The following is a 17,747-nucleotide window of genomic DNA, read 5'->3' on the forward strand; positions in this document are numbered from 1 at the left end:
TAAAAGGAAATTATGATAAATCATCTTTTAAATACCTCAGGCATTGTTATTACGCTTTTAGTACTTTGTATACAAGCAAGGGCCGAGTCTTTTCTAGTGCAAGATCAACAAGGATTGCCACTTAAAAATGCAGTATTGGAGTTCTCTGTAACCAACGCTGCTTCTGCACCCGTGTTACCACCAAATACTTTGGTTATGGATCAGGTTGATAAACTCTTTAAACCCGAGGTGTTAGTTATCCATCAAGGTGACTATGTTAATTTTCCCAACAGTGACAACATCAGGCATCATGTTTACTCGTTTTCATCGGTAAAACCTTTTGAATTAAAACTTTACTCAGGCAAACCTAAAGCACCATTACAGTTTGATGTTGCCGGTGTAGCTGTATTAGGCTGCAACATACACGACTCTATGATTGGTTATATTTATATTGCTAGCTCAACACAGGTATTAATGACTAACGAGCAAGGCATAGCAACATTAGCAGATATGGTTGAATACGATAGCGTTAATGTGTGGCATGCCAGTTCGGTGACTCGCTTAACAAATATGAGTTATGATGATTTGTCTAAAAGCAAAAATAATAATGGCGTATTGGTGATTAATTTAATTGTTGATGCGCCTGAACCACGAAATACCTTTCAAAGTATATTCAAAAAAAATGGCCAGTAAACTTACTCTACGTCAACAAATCACTTTTCTAGGTGTGTCACTGGTTGTTTTAACGGTGGCCAGTTTATTAGCTGTGTCTATGTGGAAAACCATATCGTCACATAACCTACAAATAAATCAACGTATTAAAAGTGCTGAAAACGTATTAATAGAATATTTAAAAGCCAAAGAAGAATTGCTGCTTACGGCGTCAAAAGTACTGACGGCAGACTTCGGTTTTAAGCAAGCGGTTGCCTCACGTGATCAGGCCACTATTGCTAGCGTGTTACAAAACCATGGTTCTCGAATTAATGCGAGTTTAATGGTGTTAAGTGATTTAAATGGTGAAATTATTTCTTCAAGTAATAACCAACTTACCTTTGACTCGACCTTAAGCCAAAGCTTAATGGCCATAAAACAAAACTTAAATAAAACTCAGTTAATGCTGCTTGGTGATAGTTTATACCAACTCATTATATTGCCGGTTGAAGCCCCCAGAACCATTGCCTACTCTGTCATAGGTTTTCAAATAGATCAGGCATTCGTTGATGAGTTAAAAAGACTAATGACCGTTGAAGTTAGCTTTATTTATAACGATGCACTGATTATATCGACTTTGCAAAATATCGATGCTAGCCATAAAGAACATTTTAAAAAAACTGATAACTCTTGGTTACTCTTTGAAAGAAAGCTTTATGAGAACAAGCTAATAACATTTACTGATTCGCAATACGATAAATACGTTGCACAATTGTCTGTAAATTTATCTCCAAGCTATATAGAGCTTGATAAATTAGTCGCTATTACACTGTTAATTTCGTTTTTTATCATTGGTATTACTGCCATTGTTTGTAGTTTTATTGCCAGAAGTCTCACTAAACCTCTGCACCAACTCACGCAATTAAGCCATGACTTTGCTCGTGGTAAATATAAGCATAACACTGTGATTTCAGACGGTGGTGTAGAAGTGCTCCGTGTTTACAACAGCTTTATTCAAATGGGTAAAAAAATTGAACAACGTGAAATTAAAATTAATTATCAGGCAAAGCATGACGCGTTAACCGATGTTTATAATCGCGCAACTTTTCTTGAACTGCTGGCAGAAAAAATCACCTTGCATGATCATAACACTGACGGTTCATTATTGCTGATGGCAATAAACGTACGCAACTTTAAACGCATAAACGATAGTTTAGGCACTGGTGACATTACCCTTAGGTCCATTGTCCAAAGGATTAAAGCCATTTATCCAGAACAAACATTAATGGTAGGACGATTTTCAGGCACTGAATTTGGGGTGCTTATTAACCTAAAAAATAACGAAAGTTATGAGGATATTATTGAACATTTTTTACCGCCTTTAAGAGCACCGTTAAAAGTTAATAAACTTTGGTTGAATTTAAATTATTGTGTTGGCACTTGCCTTTTCCCAGAGCAAAGTAGCAATGCAAAAGCATTAGTGCGAAGAACGACTATTGCTTTGGAAGCTGCAAAAACAGAAAATTCAACGCTAAGAGCTTACCAAAGTGGTGAAGATGAGGCTTATTTAGAAAGGTTAAGTTTACTTGAAGAACTCAGAGAAACATTAGCACGTGATGATGGCGGGTTGTTCATGGTTTATCAACCCAAGCTCAATTTAGAAAACGGAAAAATAGAAAAAGTAGAGTCATTAATTCGTTGGATAAAACCGAATAAACAATTTGTCTCTCCTGAGTTATTTATTGATTTAGCTGAGCAATCAGGGCTTATTATTAAATTAACCCACTGGGTCATTGATACGGTATTTAGGCAGCAACAAGAGTGGCGAGCTAAAAACCTTAAGCTTAAGGTTGCCATTAATATATCAGCGCAGGACATTATCAACACTGATTTCATTGACTTTATTTTTGAAAAAATTTCACAATACCATGTCGATCCTAAACTTGTTACCTTAGAAATAACTGAACGAGATATTATGACTAATGAAGATTTAGTGATTAATCGTCTCACACAGTTAAAGCAGACCGGTATACAAATTTCTGTTGATGACTATGGTATTGGGCAATCATCTTTAGGTAAATTGAAGCAATTACCTATTGATGAGCTAAAAATAGATAAAGCCTTTATCCTTGAATTAGACACCTCAGAAAAAGACCAATACATTGTTCAATCTACCATAGAGTTGAGCCACCAATTAGGTTTTAGTGTGGTTGCTGAAGGTGTAGAAAATAAAGCGTCTCTAGATATGCTCAAAGCGATGAAATGTAACCATGCACAAGGTTACTTTATTTCACGTCCAATTAAATCAGCTGAATTACTAATATGGTTAAATGCCTATGAATAAAATACCCCCCTTACTTTATGGCTGTTTTCTTGCTCTTTACTCTGCCAACTGCTCAGCAGAAGGTAAAATATTAGCCACGCCAGGGGTGTCCCAAATTGAAGGTTCTGGCGGCGGTGGCATTGTTCCTTGGGCGCAGTTAGCCGGCTATGCGACCGAAGAAAGTATCTCGGTCAGTGCGGCATGTAGTCGAGTTACTGTTAAAGACTTTTCTTTAGATAGTTGTGCTGTGCAGGCAAATTTATATGACAAAATAGAATTGTCGTATGCTAAACAAAGCTTTGAAGTAACCCCGCTTAAACTGAACTTAAAGCAAAACATTATTGGAGCAAAAATTAATTTATTTGGCGATTTAGTCTATTCCACTATGCCGCAAGTGAGTTTAGGTATTCAATCAAAAAGATTAAAAACGAGTGATGTTGCATTTTCATTAGGTGCAAAAAAAGATACTGGTACTGATGTTTACATCGCCGCAAGTAAACTGCACCTAGGCTTTATTAACGGTTACAACTGGTTATGGAACGTTACCGCCAGACATACTAAAAGCAATCAACTAGGCTTGCTAGGTTTTGGTGGTGCTCATGAAAAGAAAAAAATTCAATTAGAAGTTTCAAGCGCTATTTTACTTAACCGACACTTAGCCCTTGGCGTCGAATTTAGGCAAAAATCTGATAACTTAAATTTGGGTGAAGACCACTGGAAAGATATTTTCATTGCCTGGTTTCCCAATAAACATCTTAGCGTGACATTGGCCTATGTTGACTTAGGTAGTATTGCCGCCATTGACAAACAAACCGGTTGGTATTTATCAACTATGTGGTATTTATAATGAAAACTGGAATAACGAGTATGAAAAAATCAATAATATTACTGCTACTAATGAGTTGCTTCGCTTGCTCTTCGCCTAGCGGTAATATTGAGAGCCATGTTGAGAGCCACATTGATAGTAATAGCCAAGCACAGACCGAACCTACCCTTTATCAAAAAATGGGTGAGAAACCAGCACTTGATAACATCATTGATCATTTAATTAATATTATTGGTCAAGATGATGTGGTGTTTGCTCATTTTGCTCAAAGTAATGTCACCCGTTTTCAAGACCAACTCACCGTGTTTTTATGCCATTTAGCTGACGGTCCTTGTCAATACAAAGGTGATAGTATGGAAGATATTCATCAAGGCATGTATATCAATAAAAACGAATTTAATCATTTTGTTGAGCTTTTTATTGAGGCTATGGATGCTGCAGATATTAGCTACCCAATCCAAAACCTATTATTAGCGCAACTTGCGCCACTAAGAAAAACCATCATTAACATGTAACAATTTGCTATCAGTGCACTGTCAGTAAACTTGGGACTCAGGATGGTAGCAGACAAGCTAATTAAAAAAATAGTGTTGGTAAATGCTCCTGTACACCGGTTTAAACCAGTAACTTGAGTGTTTGTGATGACTTTATATGCTCAGTTAACCCAGTGGCTAAATTACTTATCGCTTTTGTCACTGTTATTGCTCGTGGATGAAAGTGGAAAAGGGCTTGTTGCCGTGCCAGCATATAAACTTATGTGTGGAAAAGGTATTTCAATTCCTTGCTGATCAAAGGTGTTTTTAATCTCTATATACATGCTATTTCTCAAGGTTAGAAAATTCTCTCGTATCGTCCACACTGAAAACTGAATATCAATAGAAGAGCTACCAAAACCAGTGATGATAAAAACGGGCGCTGGTTCTTCTAAACAAATTAAATTTTTCGCCGCAATATCCATCAATATATTGCGTACTTTTTCAATGTCTTCTTTATACGCAATACCAATGTTTAAATCAGCGCGCCTAATCGGGTATTTGGTCAGTGTGGTGACCGCACTTTTTATCATACTTTCATTGGGAATACGGACAAACAAGTTATCAAATGTACGTAGTTTAACTGAGAGTAAATCAATCGATATAACTTCGCCGGTAATGTCATTGACACGGATAACATCCGTAATAGAAAAGGGCCGTTCAATCATCAAAAATAAGCCGCTAATTAAGTTTGATGCTGATGTTTGAGAAGCAAACCCTAAGGCAACAGTAAAAATACCCGCAGCGCCAAGTAAAATACTAAGATCAATACCGACATTATCTAAGGCTGAAATGGTCACTAAAATTAAAATACCGTAAAAAATAGTTCTTTTAAGGAATAACTGTCCATGAGCTGTCATTTTATGCTGACATACTTTAACAATAGCACTGCTGATTAAGCGCGCGATGATAAAACCAATAATAAACAATAAAGTAGCCTGAATAAAAGCAAATAAATGTGAGGCTTTGAGTAGGTCGATAAACGCTATGATGTCTTTCACAAAATCTCTCTTTTTTAAGCAAACAAACTACTAATACTTCGTATGAGTATACTTTGTTCGATTGCGATTCTTGGGCCACTAATTAACATCGGCGATAAAGCTTCAACTGGCGCCTGCTTATCAAGATGCAGTTCAACATTATCACTATCACCATCTCGATGCACCGAAATGCCTGTGGTCCAAAGTTGATGTTCTTCATCGGCATATAAATGCAATAAGGTCACTGGCACATTAATTCGCTCTATGGTTAACGCCTTGTTATGGTTATTAATCACAGTAATTGGAGTTATTGCGCGATGTGGCCGTTTGTCTATATTATTAAGCTGAATACGCGCCTCAGTATATTTTGCATAACATATCTGCCCTTCTCTTGTCGATGGACCAAACCAAGAGTCAGACGGTCGCCAAAAGGGTAAATCAAGTAAACATTCACCTTTAGGTAATAATTGAGCCAAGAACCAAATAGGCGTGCTAACGTATAACCGTGATTTTTCACCCGCAAGTAAAGTTAAGGGTGTATCTGGGCGCGCCACTACCGCTCGGTCTGCCAGTAAAGGTAATACCCGTATGTTTTGAGAGGTACTTTGTTGTAAATACCGGCCGAATTTTGCTTCACCAATAGCGTAATTTTCATCACCATTGCCAACAACCATTAGCTCGTTATTATCAGTATCTGTTTCTAGATTCCAACTGTTCCATTCATTGTCTAAGCGTTTAAGAATGATGGCTCTCTCACCCAGTCGCCAGCAGCGTTGTTGTTGAAGGTCAAAAGTAAACTCGCCCCACCATGCATTATTCAGCATTTTTATTTTCTCTGTTTTATTTGACTGTTAGCTAATATCAACGTACCTAATAGCTTGTGCAACTGTATAAATTTAGCTTACTTTTCAATTAAAAATATTTTTCTATATTGATAGATTATGCTATCTTAATTCACTTGTGTATAGAAAAACCCCGCATATAGACTGGCGTTTACTGTGGTTAATCATTAACCACCTCAAGGAAGGTATAATGACAACACTACACATTGTTTTATCTGATTTGGAAGTCACTCATGCCATTTTCTCTAAGATAACCCTACTGCAAAATAAATTTTCAGCGAATGTAGTTTGGTATTTACACCATCATCAGCGTTTTTTTGATCGCCGTTATTTTTCAAATGAACTCGCCGCTATGTCAGGTAACTTACAAGCAAATCATCAAAAAAAAGTTGACCAAATTGAATTAAAAATTAAGCAGCACTTCCCAAAGAGCAAGGTGCATATCTGTAAAGAAAAATACTGGTCAAAGCAAGTAGATAACGAGGCTAACACACTAGACCCTATCGTTATTATTCGCTCAAAATCTGGCTTTACCTCGGCTGACAATCAATATGTTAGTAACAATCAGCATACGGTATTTATATTAAACCAAGAAAAATGGCTATCTGATGGTAAAGCCATCGGGGCAATTGACCCATTTCATGAAGATGACAGTGATAACAAATCTGATCGTAACGTTTATCACTTTATGCGCCAGTGGTGTACACCCGCAGAGCAAACAGAGCCCTTTTTATTACACGTTATTCACATTCCACCTTTGGCGATTGAATACGAAAAAAAAATTGAGGCATTGCACAAAGAACAAATATATTATTTCGCTAAACAAGTAAAATGCGCAAAAAAATTGTTAACCTTTGTTCGTGGTACACCTGAGCATGCGTTGCTCACTTACGTTGACGATAATAAAATAGACTTAATCGTACTCGGCTGTAGAAAGCACAGCTTATTTGACAAGTGGCTCAATGGCTCAACAATTTCAGCACTTATTAGCCATCAAAATAGTGATATGGTTTTAATCAATACTCCTTAGCTAGTTTTGACTGATGAATAAACATTATCGTTATTTATCAGTCAAATGTTGTTATATCTTAACTAAGCAATATAAAAAATAAATCCCCAAATCCCCACAATAATGTTCCCGTAATGAGTAATGAAACCTCAAGAATACCCAGTTGTAATCTAACAGCTTGTAATATTTTTTCGGTTTTTTCTTTAAAGTCATCCTCAATGCTTTGAATTTCGCTGGCTATATTTTCGCTTGATACTTTTAATTTATATAATTTTCTTTTAGCGCGAACCATTACTATGCGATGATGAAAATTAAGTCGGCTAAGTAATAATCGTTCTTGTATGATGCCTCCCAACCCAGACCAAATACCCAGTACAACAATTAAACAACCACTGCGAGAAAGCCATTCTAAACCCGCAAATTGTATTATCGATAAATACACTCCCAGCATGGCTGTTAATATCGCTAATAACCAACTGATGAATGGATGACGTTTAGAAATGCTGACAGGTGTTATTAATCCTGTTGATGTTAGCCGGGTGGATACTGTTGAATCTGTTGACATAAACACCTTCTTTTTAATTTAATTGCCGGTACTAATTTTTGTCTTTGTCTTTGTCTTTGTCTTTGTCTTTAGTGAATGAAAACTGCTTTTTATAGTTGATGTTAGCACTTATTTCATCGCCACTAATCGCTTCAAACGATATATTTGGCGATAGCTTGTATTCAATATTCCACCCCGCCTGAACGCTACTGTCAGAGTCAATACTGGTGCCGTACCCTACATTTAAACGCTCATTAATTTTCGCGGCAATATCAACACGGGTGCTATTACCGTTATTACCACTTTTACTGGTAAAAGCCACACCTTTGAGGCCCAGTTGCTCACCAATTTTTTGCACTAATTTGTTGGCACTCTCTACCCCTAAACTGATGGCGGCACTGGTCAGTGCATTGCCCTCTTGTTGTGATAAGGAATCTAATTTTCGGCCAGTGATCAGTAATGACAAGACATTTTCATCTGTCATTGTTGGCTCTGAGAATAACGTTAAACGAGGGTTATGTATTGTGCCATCGGCAATAATTCCCACCTTGATATCATCAACTATACGAACCGCTCGAAACTGAATACTTGGATTTTCTGCCGTACCCAGAAACAATAATTGCCCCTGTTCAATGGTTAATGTTTGCTTATAGGCTGCAAATTTACCCTCTTTTAAATCTAAGCGACCATTAAGAGTTAAAGGTTGGCCGGTAATAAGTGATGAAGATAAATTACCCTGTATTTCGCTTGATAAACCAAAACCACTGATTTTAACATTATCTCCTGCTGACAGCGTTAGCGATATATTATAGTCAAATGCTGAGTCTTTTACGGCTAGGATTTTTTCGTCAACAATAACTTGGTCTTCTGAAACACTAATAGCAGGTTTTGGCAAAGATGCTATTTTGATATCCGCTTGGTCAACAATTAAGTTACCGTCGACAGTTAAGTGCTTCTCTTGATAATTTGCCTTTAACATGGGTGAAACAATTAATTTATTATCATTATTATTGACCAAGGTAACTTGTTGTCCTTCAATCGTTAAATTTGCTTTTATCGGCATTGATAGTTTTGCTTGCCCTGCTATTGTTAATGCTCCCTGCGGGTTTTGTAATTCACCTAATAATGTAATACGGTCTTGTTGACTACTTAATTTTACTTTGCTGTTACGAATATCTAAGCCATATTCATCAATAACTAAATGTTCAATGCCAAGCGAACCCTCGCCGGTAAATAGTGGCTCACGCCAAGTACCTGCTAAAGTAAAGTTTTGCACTAGACTACCTTCGATTTTATCAATACGTTTTTGCCACTGCTTAAGCCATTCGAATTGCTGTAAATTAACTGATAAGTCACCAGAAAGGCGAGCTGAATCAACCAGCGGCCAGTCACTGTTAAACAGGGCCGTTATTTCATCTTCGCCAGATAACTGTATGTTCAAACCAGTAGATATTTTATCTTTTTGCCATTTACCCTGCAGCTTTACAAGCGCTACCGTTAATAAATGCTTTGATAACTGTGTTTCAGCTGGGCTGCTTTCATCTGGAGTGCGCAAGGTAATATCAGTTTGTGCTAAGTCAAAATCGACGGTAAGGTCAGGCTTAATTAACAACAAAATCTGACCTGTAGGTATCGAAATTTCAGCTGGCCACTCGGATAATTGTAATTGAGTGTTTATTGCCTGCCATTGCGTGGTGATTGCGATAGCATTTTGCTGCTGCTGGCTAAGTATCGTCAGTGCTTGTCCCTGTATTTGAACGTCAGATGACTGCCAGTTAAAGCTTGGTATCATTAAATTGGCCGAAACGCCTACCAATTGCTGACCTTTACCTGATAACGCTAACTGACCTGTCACCCTACCTTGAACTTCCTGCGGATATTTTGATGACTGAGCGAGTAGCCTGGACTGCCAATGTTTAACCTGTTGGAAAATCGGTGACATTGACCACTGTTCGAAAATTAAATTAGCTGACCACTGCTCTGCTTGCTTATCCGCATTGATACACAGTGTGCCGCTACCGCTAAGACATAGATTTTTTATTCGTTGATTTTCGGCACTTAATTGTAATTGCTCTGTGGTTAAAACCAGTGTTTGTTGTTGGTTTTCGGCCTTAAAATCAAGGTTACTGACTTGCCATATAGCCTTTGATAAATCACTATTGATGCTGAACGGTTTTGCCTGTTGTTGCAGTAATTGACCCTCAAAGCTTAATTTGGCGCCTGTGTTTTGAGCTAATGTAGCGCTAAGTAGCATTTTATGATCCGCGGGTAAACCAGAAATTTTCAATGACGGTTGTTCAAGGGTAAACTCATTAATATTAAGTGCGTCGGCCTTAACATCCCCCTGCCAGTCTTCGCTAAAATCTAACGCCCAATGAATATCTTTACCGTCAAAGTTTGCCAGCGCAAGTTTACCTATCTTACCTTGACTAGAGATAAGCCATTGAGACTGCTTTTGTTCTACCTGCCAACTTGCATTGACATCAGCCAACTCAAAGACATTATTTAAGGCTAACGAACTACCATTAAGCTGACCTTTTAGCGAAAAATTTTCAGTGGTCGGGTTATCAAGATTAAACTCGCCTTGTATTGCTGCCGTTAAATCACCCAATGTTAACTTGTTACTTTTAACCGTAGCAACACCTTGTTTAATGGCCAAATCAAGGCTCGCTAGCACTGGCCATGATTGCTTTATCGCCGGGGTGCTTTGGTCAATCGCCTCGGGCAGTGCTTGGTGCAAGGTTGTGGCGATTTGCGCGGCATTAAGCTCATTTTTTAATAACAAAGAGACGGCTGAACTCGAACGCCAATCTACTACATTAGCTAGCTCGGTATTAATAGATAACTGTATGTCTTTAAACTCTTGCCATCTTGCCTGTGTTTGTAATTTAGCGCTCAGCTTTGGCCAGTTGAGCTCAAAGTTTGCTTTGGTTTGTTCAATAGCAATAGCTTGACTGGCCAACTCAACTTGTTGTTTATCCGCTATTAATATGCCACGCTTTAAAAATAAGCCTTGGTTATAAAACCAATCGCTAGTCACTAGCATTTGATTAGGTGATTGCAACTGTAAAGTTAATTGTGATGAGTCAGTGATATTGCCTTTAGATTTTACACTTCCCGAAAGTTTGGCCCCCAGCACCTCAACCACTAACTGATGCGGCCACTTTTTTCGCATGTCAAGATAACCAGATACCGCTATCTTGTGGTCGTCAAATGTTAGCTTTAACCCACCAACGCTTGCTTTGCTAAGCGCGAAGGCTAATTTTTTTAATACTAGGTCGCTAACATTGTACTCTGCATTAGCTGAAGGTGTATTAGCTGAAGCTGTGTTTGCTGAAAGTATGCTTGTTGCGGGACCACTGTTTTTGGCTGGCGTTATTTTAGCGGTCATTGCCTGATAGCTAATGCCAGCCATAGTCACTTGCTTTACCTTAAGCGCAATAGGTAATGTCACTGCAGCTAGCTTGGGTAAAGCCTCAGGTGAAGATACAGTTTGTTCATCGTTAACACTCGCTACCGTTAAGTTAGTTAGAGCAATGCTATCGCACGACAGCAAACGGTCAATCAAGTGCAGCCATTGACAGTCAACCACTAACCCGGTCACCTGTACTTTGGTCCCCTCTTGTTGCCAATCAAGCTCGGCTAGCTTTAGGCGAGTATTTAATGTGCCGCTGATTTTACCTAAACGTAGCTCCTGTGTTTGAAATTGGGCAATGCGTGCAGCTAACCACTGCAAACCTGATTCTGTCGTGTACAGCCATGAGAGCATTAACAGCGCGATAACCATTAAGCCAGTGGCCACTAGGCTAAACCACTTTAATAGCGCTTTCTTTTTGAAATAACTCATAAGTCTGGCCCTATGGTGATATGAAAACGCCAGCCTTTTTTACCATCAAGTGCTTTCGCAATATCGAGTCGAATAGCGCCAATCGGTGTTACCCACCTTAGCCCAGTGCCGATTGATTTATATATTTTCCAATCCCGCCAATCATTAAAGGCATTACCTTGATCGGTAAATACCGCCCAACGAAAGTCGTCATTAAATAAGTAATCAACCTCAAGGCTTGACGATACAACATGCTTACCGCCTAGTGAGACGTTATTCTCCACAGGCGACAAACTTTGATGTTTATAACCTCTGACTGAAATATCGCCACCGGCAAAAAATCGATAGTTTGACGGCATAGAGCGATTAAAATCATCGGTATCCATCCACGTAGTGCCCAAACGTGCACGTAACAATAATCGCCAGTTATTATTGAGTGACCAAATACGTTTTATTTTTTGGTCGGTTTGTAAAAACTTTATATCGGGATCGCTAAGTTGCTCACCACTAAAACGAAATATACTTTGCCAACGCCAGCCTGCTATAGCGGAGAAGGGATCGGTAACACTGTAATAATTGAGTTGCCATGAAGGTACAATATATTGCAAACTACGATTCACGTTGGCATTTGATTCTAACAGCTCTTGTGCCATAGCAATTGACCATTGACTAGACCAATTTGCACTGATTTTATTGGCCAGCACAGACTCTAAGGTGAAAATTTTACTACGACCTATTTCCTCATTTTTAATCTGATAAATGACTAGGTTTATCCATTGACTGTTGGCTTTATCTAACGGTATTTGATATTGAAACGTTGCGTGTATATCCGCAATATCGAGCTTTACTTTATTAAAATCTATGGCGGCAATATATTGATGAGCGCTACTGTTTACTCGTCGATTTCTCCAGCTTACCCCTAATTTCCCGCCACTGTCAGTACCATAGCCTAACAACGTTTTCAGTTCATATTTGTCAGTATCCAATATTGAAAGGCTAACATCGACCGTTTTTGTCAGATGGTCAACTGACTGTTCAACCAGCACTGATTTAAAAAAACCAGAGCGATTTAAGGCCTGCTGACTGGCAATAATGTCAAGTTGACTATAAGTGTCACCAGAGCGAATGGTTGAATAACGATTAATTAAATCATGGGATAAAACTGTGCCCTCAATCGTCACCTTGTTAATGCTATAGCGAGCGCCACAGTTGAACACCCAATGCACATCGGCTTGAAAATGAGCCACATCAACATTTAACACGCTAGATGAAAAACTGGCGTTTAATAAACCTAACTCTTGTGCTTCGCGTTGCAACGAGGCTTTAAACTGGCTGTAATCACCATGGTTAATAATTTTGCCTTGGGTAAATGGATGTTTAGCAATAAGTTGAGAAATTTCCTTAATTTCATTCTCACAATTGAGCACAATATTGGTGTTGTGCCACCGCACAGGGTTCTGTAAATCAATGGTAAGTATTTTGCCTTGTTTATCGTTAGCCAAGTTTAAAACCGGTTGGTAATATCCCAATGCCTGCAAGGCACTGCGGGCTTTAGTCAAAATATAATTGTTTGATTGCGGAAAACCCAGCAGTGACAATGGAATGGTATTTTCGTTACTACTCAAATTACGTAAGATATTGGTTTTTAATGTGCTTTCAACACCCATAATATTAAGATGGGTACCGACATGAGCATCCGGCTCTGCTGATTGCACTGTAAAGGCATTTGCCAACATTAAAACAGCCATTAATGTATAGAGTGGTCGATGGCGATAAGGGGCATTCACTTGTTTCAATATTCGTCCATGGTTGATTGACTGATAAAATCAAACATCAGCTTAATAATTATGACGACTTTGTTGCAGGAGATCATTAAATAAATATTATTTACAATTAATTATCTGAATACATCGTAGTGATAAATGAATTGAGTTTAAAACTAATGCTTTAATTGAGACTTCAACTAAAGCTAAAATTAAGGGGTAAACCAAGACATTAACGTAAACTTAATTGACTGGATTTTTAACCTTATTTTAACCATGCTTTATGCAATATTTATAACGAGCAGCTTTAATTGCAAGCTTATTCATTTACCATAAACCCGATGATTGAAAAGGATAGTAGCGCTCATCAAGCTTATTTTTCAAATATTTCACCTCAAGGTTTATTCATTATTTACTGTGCTTCGTGTAATACTAATTTCATTAAGTTATTGCTCACTTGTACCAATCAAAATACACCACAGCTTCGGTGTTTTCTATCACGCACACCAGCTGTTGTTTGCCAATAAGCTCCTGCATTGTTCTACTAATTTTCATTGAAGTGCAAGGATTTAGCCATGCCGTACGATAGCTAGTAAACGTCGCATAAACATCAATCAAGTATCTTTCGACATAGATTTTGAAAGTGAGGTTGAGTTTGGCACAATAAATATGTGACCTAATTAATTTTCTGCACGCTCAACAAGATCGCAAACTTAATCAAACGGGTCACATTTACCGACTACGAATCTATCTTTAATTTCTGTTGGATAAATCCTTGGCAAAAATCAAGTTATAGCTTTATTATGCAATGAGGTTAGCTCTTGGGATATTAAATCATGGTTTGTTAACAGCATAGTTAATTGAAAGTATTGATTATTTTTGAAATTTCTTTAAGCGAGCTTATTTGCTTAACCCCTCCACGTTCAATGGCAACCGCAGGCATACCGAAAACAACACAACTTTCTTCATCCTGTGCTAATGTAAAAGCACCAACATCAAACATTTCTTTCATGCCATTAGCACCATCATCACCCATACCCGTCATGATAATACCCAAGGTTTCTTTTGCAGCTGACTGCGCTACTGAGCGAAACAACACATCTACCGAAGGCCTATGTCGGTTCACTAGAGGGCCACCTTTTATTGAAACATACAATTTTCCTGATCGATTCTCTACAATCATATGTTTGTCACCTGGCGCTATTAGCACTTTACCTGCTTCAATCATATCGCCATTTTCAGCTTCTTTGACGTAAGCTTCTGAAACAGAGTTTAATCGTGCTGAAAAAGCCGCAGTAAAAGCTTTAGGCATGTGCTGCACAATAACTATGCCAGGTGTATCTTTTTTTAGTGCAGAAATAACAAACTCAAGCGCTTGAGTGCCACCAGTAGAGGCACCTATAGCGATCAACTTGTTCGATGGTGTTGACTGCACTGGTGCAAACTTTGGTAGGATGACATCTGCTGTCTCCTTTTTTTGAACATTTATTATTGTTGGGGGCGTTTTAGGCGATATGCTTAGATTACTGATTTTAGCTTTAGCAGCTGCTCTTATCGCATCTGTAATCAACTTTTTTTGAGCACCTAGTTCCTGTTTCAGGTTTGAGGTGGGCTTGCCAACAATTTCGACCGCACCAAGACTAAGTGCTTTAATGCTAGTTTCAGAGAACTTTTGAGTCAATGTATAGCACATAACAACAGGGAAAGGATTTTCCTTCATGAGTTTTTTCAAAAATGTCAGGCCATCCATTCTAGGCATTTCAACATCGAGTATAATCACGTCAGGCCTGATATTTTCCAACTTTTTAAGGGCAAAGATTGGATCTGAAGCTGTGTCGATAACTTCCATACCTGATGTTTTATTGATAATGGTACTTAATACTTGTCGAACAATAGCTGAGTCATCGATAACAAGTACTTTAATTTTACTCATGTGGTGTAATTCCTAATTAATTCCGCTTTGTGATCTCATCGATTTTTTATGGACGTCTTCAGATTTATATTTAACCCAAACATCGCCTGTACTAACATCCATAACAATTCGTCTATGTCCTTGTTCACCCACATGTACCACCTGGATCTCGACTTCTCTCTTCATTAATAATTGCATTGCCTTTGCCGCATTTTTTTCGCCAATGAGGCCCTCACTTAAATTCAATTTTTTAGCAAACATGTTAGCACCACCAAATATTTTCGCCTGATAATGCCTATAGTCTGTTTGATGTAATTTAATCGCCATATCAAACATTTCCATCGCCTCTTCGCCGTACCTGCCATCGAGCTCCGCAGACTTCACTTCGTTTTTTGGTCTGCATGGCAATACAAAATGGCACATGCCACCAATATGTAAAACTGGATGCCAAAGACAGATAGCGATACATGACCCCAACACAGTGTGCACATGTGTACCCGGCTCAGCGAAAACAAAACCACCCGGATGAAGAAAAACTTGTCGAATACCCTGTTTCATTTTTGACCACCCTAATTTGGCATATATATAATCATAGCTATTTATTTCTTCTGGTAGACAGTTGGTGCAATGAGTTTGATAGGTAGGTCCATATATTTGAGCGACTCCGAATGACCAATGAACAACAAACCTTTAGAGCGTAACTTTGATATTAGACTTCGAATAATATTTTTTTTGGTTTGACTGTCAAAGTAAATTAAGATGTTACGTAGAAATATAACATCAAACTCACCAACTTCAGGCAAGAGTTTAGTTAAATTAATTTCTGCAAACTGGGTTTTTTCCCGTAATTTGTTATCTATCAATAAATAACCGTCATACTCACCCGTTCCCTTCAGACAATACTTTCGAAGAAAATCTTTTGGAATCGCATCAATTCGATGACACTGATATAGTCCACTCTTTGCCTTTTTGATCATACGGCTACTTATATCTGAGCCAAAAATTTCCCATTGCCCCCTAGGCCCAAAAAAATCATCCAACACCATAGCAATACTATAGGCCTCTTGACCACTTGAGCTAGCAGCACTCCATAATCGAAAATTTCGATTAATCGGATGGTGTTTTAGTACCAAACTTTTCAAAAGATTCAAGTGGTTAGCTTCTCGAAAAAAATAAGTTTCGTTGGTTGTTAGTAAATCAATAGCCATCTGATATTCTATGCTATTTTTATTTAATAACAGCTCAGCATACTGATCAAAGCTATCTAGCTGATGATGTCGCAAGCGTTTATTCAAACGAGAGCTAACTAACGTCTGCTTGTTAGACCCTAAATCTATACCCGCCTCATTGTAAATAAACTCTCTGATCGTTTGATAGGCATCAGCAGATACGTCTGGTTGCTTAAATCTTGGTCTAGTAAATTTATTCAACGTTATTTCCCAACATTTTTATATCAAGTCCAATCCGCAATACTATTTATTAGTGGCATTATACTTTATCAACTCGAGATCATTACCTGTTTTTTAAAATTACACAGCAAGATCCATACTTTAAAATAACATCAACTATCGAGCTAGCTCTTCCTTGCGGTCAAGTTAGACTAACTGGTTATAAACATACTTACTTATTTTTTGGTCACTTACATTTCCGATAATTTCAACAAAAAAAATTGTCATCAAAAATTTACCTACCAAAAATACATTTTTTGGTATTGGGGGAAAGTCTAGAACTCTCTTACTGAAATGCTTTTTATTATTTGGCGACAAATGAGGTAAGTTATTAACAACTATACGAACATTATCTTCCAGTATTTGTAGGTCTATAATATCAAGTCTGTATTCCTAGCTAACTTGCAAATGAGCCTTTTCCACTTTACGTTAAGGCGCTAAAAATACTTGCTGACTATACTTTGTCGTACAAAAAAATAAACATCAAATTAAGATGTGATGTCTATTTTTCTGAACAACTATAAACTTTGCGCTATACGCTTAAATAAAGTTCATTTTACTGTTTTAAAGTATATCGCTCTCAGATGGTATCGTCAGTTCATCGGCTATATTGGTGACGGCAGATAACTCGTTGATCGAGAGCACATGATTAACATCGAGTAATATCATTAATTTATCATCTATTTTACCCATGCCCTGAATAAAATCAGCACGTATTTTGGCACCGAACATGGGTGCTGCAGCTATATCCGAATCTGCCAGTTCGATGACTTCATTGACAATATCAACAACCATACCGACCTCGACACTCTCACCGTCTCGGTCCTTAATATCAATGATGATGATACTGGTGCGTTTACCAACCTCTTTGGCTTGATGTTCAAAACGCCGAGCAAGATTGATCACTGGCACGACGTTGCCGCGCAGATTAATCACGCCTGATATAAAATCTGGCATTAGTGGCACTACGGTTAAATTGGCATATTCAATAATTTCTCGAATATGCAAAATACCAACGCCATATGTTTCATCGTTGAGCACAAAAGTCAGGAATTGCTGAACATTTCCCGAACTAATACTCTCATTCGTTGACTTTGACATATCACTTTCC

Annotated in this window: 14 protein-coding genes; 5 read left to right on the forward strand and 9 right to left on the reverse strand. The window is 38.0% G+C overall.

Annotation, left to right across the window (positions count from 1 at the left end):
* Nucleotides 1-12: 12 nt before the first annotated feature.
* The 4 genes from H4J46_RS05930 to H4J46_RS05945 are packed head-to-tail and all read left to right on the forward strand — an operon-like array spanning nucleotide 13 to nucleotide 4,294.
* The gene (locus H4J46_RS05930) at nucleotides 13-672 is read left to right on the forward strand and encodes a methylamine utilization protein (protein ID WP_182232617.1); all 660 of its coding nucleotides are present in this window, start codon (nucleotides 13-15) and stop codon (nucleotides 670-672) included.
* A complete protein-coding gene (locus H4J46_RS05935; protein WP_182232618.1) occupies nucleotides 662-2,974 on the forward strand; it encodes a bifunctional diguanylate cyclase/phosphodiesterase in 2,313 nt (770 codons plus the stop codon). The genes H4J46_RS05930 and H4J46_RS05935 overlap by 11 nt, the downstream gene beginning before the upstream one ends.
* On the forward strand, nucleotides 2,967-3,800 hold the full coding sequence (locus H4J46_RS05940; RefSeq protein ID WP_182232619.1) for a DUF3034 family protein: 834 nt from the start codon (nucleotides 2,967-2,969) through the stop codon (nucleotides 3,798-3,800). Before H4J46_RS05935 ends, H4J46_RS05940 begins: the two co-directional genes overlap by 8 nt.
* 20 nt (nucleotides 3,801-3,820) lie before the next feature.
* On the forward strand, nucleotides 3,821-4,294 hold the full coding sequence (locus H4J46_RS05945) for a group 1 truncated hemoglobin (protein WP_182232620.1): 474 nt from the start codon (nucleotides 3,821-3,823) through the stop codon (nucleotides 4,292-4,294).
* A 161-nt stretch (nucleotides 4,295-4,455) separates the two neighbouring features.
* On the opposite strand, the gene H4J46_RS05950 is transcribed toward H4J46_RS05945, so the two are convergent.
* Both H4J46_RS05950 and H4J46_RS05955 read right to left on the reverse strand, forming a co-directional pair.
* Nucleotides 4,456-5,313, reverse strand: a complete 858-nt coding sequence (locus tag H4J46_RS05950) for a mechanosensitive ion channel family protein (RefSeq protein WP_182232621.1) — start codon at nucleotides 5,311-5,313, stop codon at nucleotides 4,456-4,458.
* Nucleotides 5,314-5,327: 14 nt separating this feature from the next.
* A complete protein-coding gene (locus H4J46_RS05955) occupies nucleotides 5,328-6,116 on the reverse strand; it encodes a hypothetical protein (RefSeq protein WP_182232622.1) in 789 nt (262 codons plus the stop codon).
* A gap of 208 nt (nucleotides 6,117-6,324) precedes the next feature.
* On the opposite strand from H4J46_RS05955, the gene H4J46_RS05960 reads away from it, so the two are divergent.
* Nucleotides 6,325-7,164, forward strand: coding sequence for a universal stress protein (locus tag H4J46_RS05960; RefSeq protein ID WP_182232623.1), 840 nt, complete (start codon nucleotides 6,325-6,327; stop codon nucleotides 7,162-7,164).
* Between the two features lie 58 nt (nucleotides 7,165-7,222).
* On the opposite strand, the gene H4J46_RS05965 is transcribed toward H4J46_RS05960, so the two are convergent.
* The 7 genes from H4J46_RS05965 to H4J46_RS05995 all read right to left on the reverse strand — a co-directional run bounded on the left by H4J46_RS05965 (nucleotide 7,223) and on the right by H4J46_RS05995 (nucleotide 17,737).
* On the reverse strand, nucleotides 7,223-7,708 hold the full coding sequence (locus tag H4J46_RS05965; RefSeq protein ID WP_182232624.1) for a hypothetical protein: 486 nt from the start codon (nucleotides 7,706-7,708) through the stop codon (nucleotides 7,223-7,225).
* A 31-nt stretch (nucleotides 7,709-7,739) separates the two neighbouring features.
* Nucleotides 7,740-11,534 carry a translocation/assembly module TamB domain-containing protein gene (locus H4J46_RS05970; protein WP_182232625.1) on the reverse strand — a complete coding sequence of 1,265 codons (3,795 nt, stop codon included), beginning with the start codon at nucleotides 11,532-11,534 and terminating at the stop codon, nucleotides 7,740-7,742.
* On the reverse strand, nucleotides 11,531-13,300 hold the full coding sequence (locus H4J46_RS05975; protein WP_310650210.1) for a BamA/TamA family outer membrane protein: 1,770 nt from the start codon (nucleotides 13,298-13,300) through the stop codon (nucleotides 11,531-11,533). Before H4J46_RS05975 ends, H4J46_RS05970 begins: the two co-directional genes overlap by 4 nt.
* Nucleotides 13,301-14,132: 832 nt before the next feature.
* Nucleotides 14,133-15,209, reverse strand: coding sequence for a chemotaxis response regulator protein-glutamate methylesterase (locus H4J46_RS05980; RefSeq protein WP_182232627.1), 1,077 nt, complete (start codon nucleotides 15,207-15,209; stop codon nucleotides 14,133-14,135).
* A gap of 12 nt (nucleotides 15,210-15,221) precedes the next feature.
* Nucleotides 15,222-15,746, reverse strand: a complete 525-nt coding sequence (locus H4J46_RS05985; protein WP_182232628.1) for a chemotaxis protein CheD — start codon at nucleotides 15,744-15,746, stop codon at nucleotides 15,222-15,224.
* Between the two features lie 41 nt (nucleotides 15,747-15,787).
* Nucleotides 15,788-16,618, reverse strand: a complete 831-nt coding sequence (locus tag H4J46_RS05990; RefSeq protein WP_220462956.1) for a protein-glutamate O-methyltransferase CheR — start codon at nucleotides 16,616-16,618, stop codon at nucleotides 15,788-15,790.
* Between the two features lie 582 nt (nucleotides 16,619-17,200).
* Nucleotides 17,201-17,737: a chemotaxis protein CheW gene (locus H4J46_RS05995; RefSeq protein WP_182232629.1), complete on the reverse strand. Its 537-nt coding sequence runs from the start codon at nucleotides 17,735-17,737 to the stop codon at nucleotides 17,201-17,203.
* Nucleotides 17,738-17,747: the final 10 nt, after the last annotated feature.

It is taken from the genome of Colwellia sp. MB02u-6, assembly GCF_014077095.1.
GTDB lineage: Bacteria > Pseudomonadota > Gammaproteobacteria > Enterobacterales > Alteromonadaceae > Cognaticolwellia.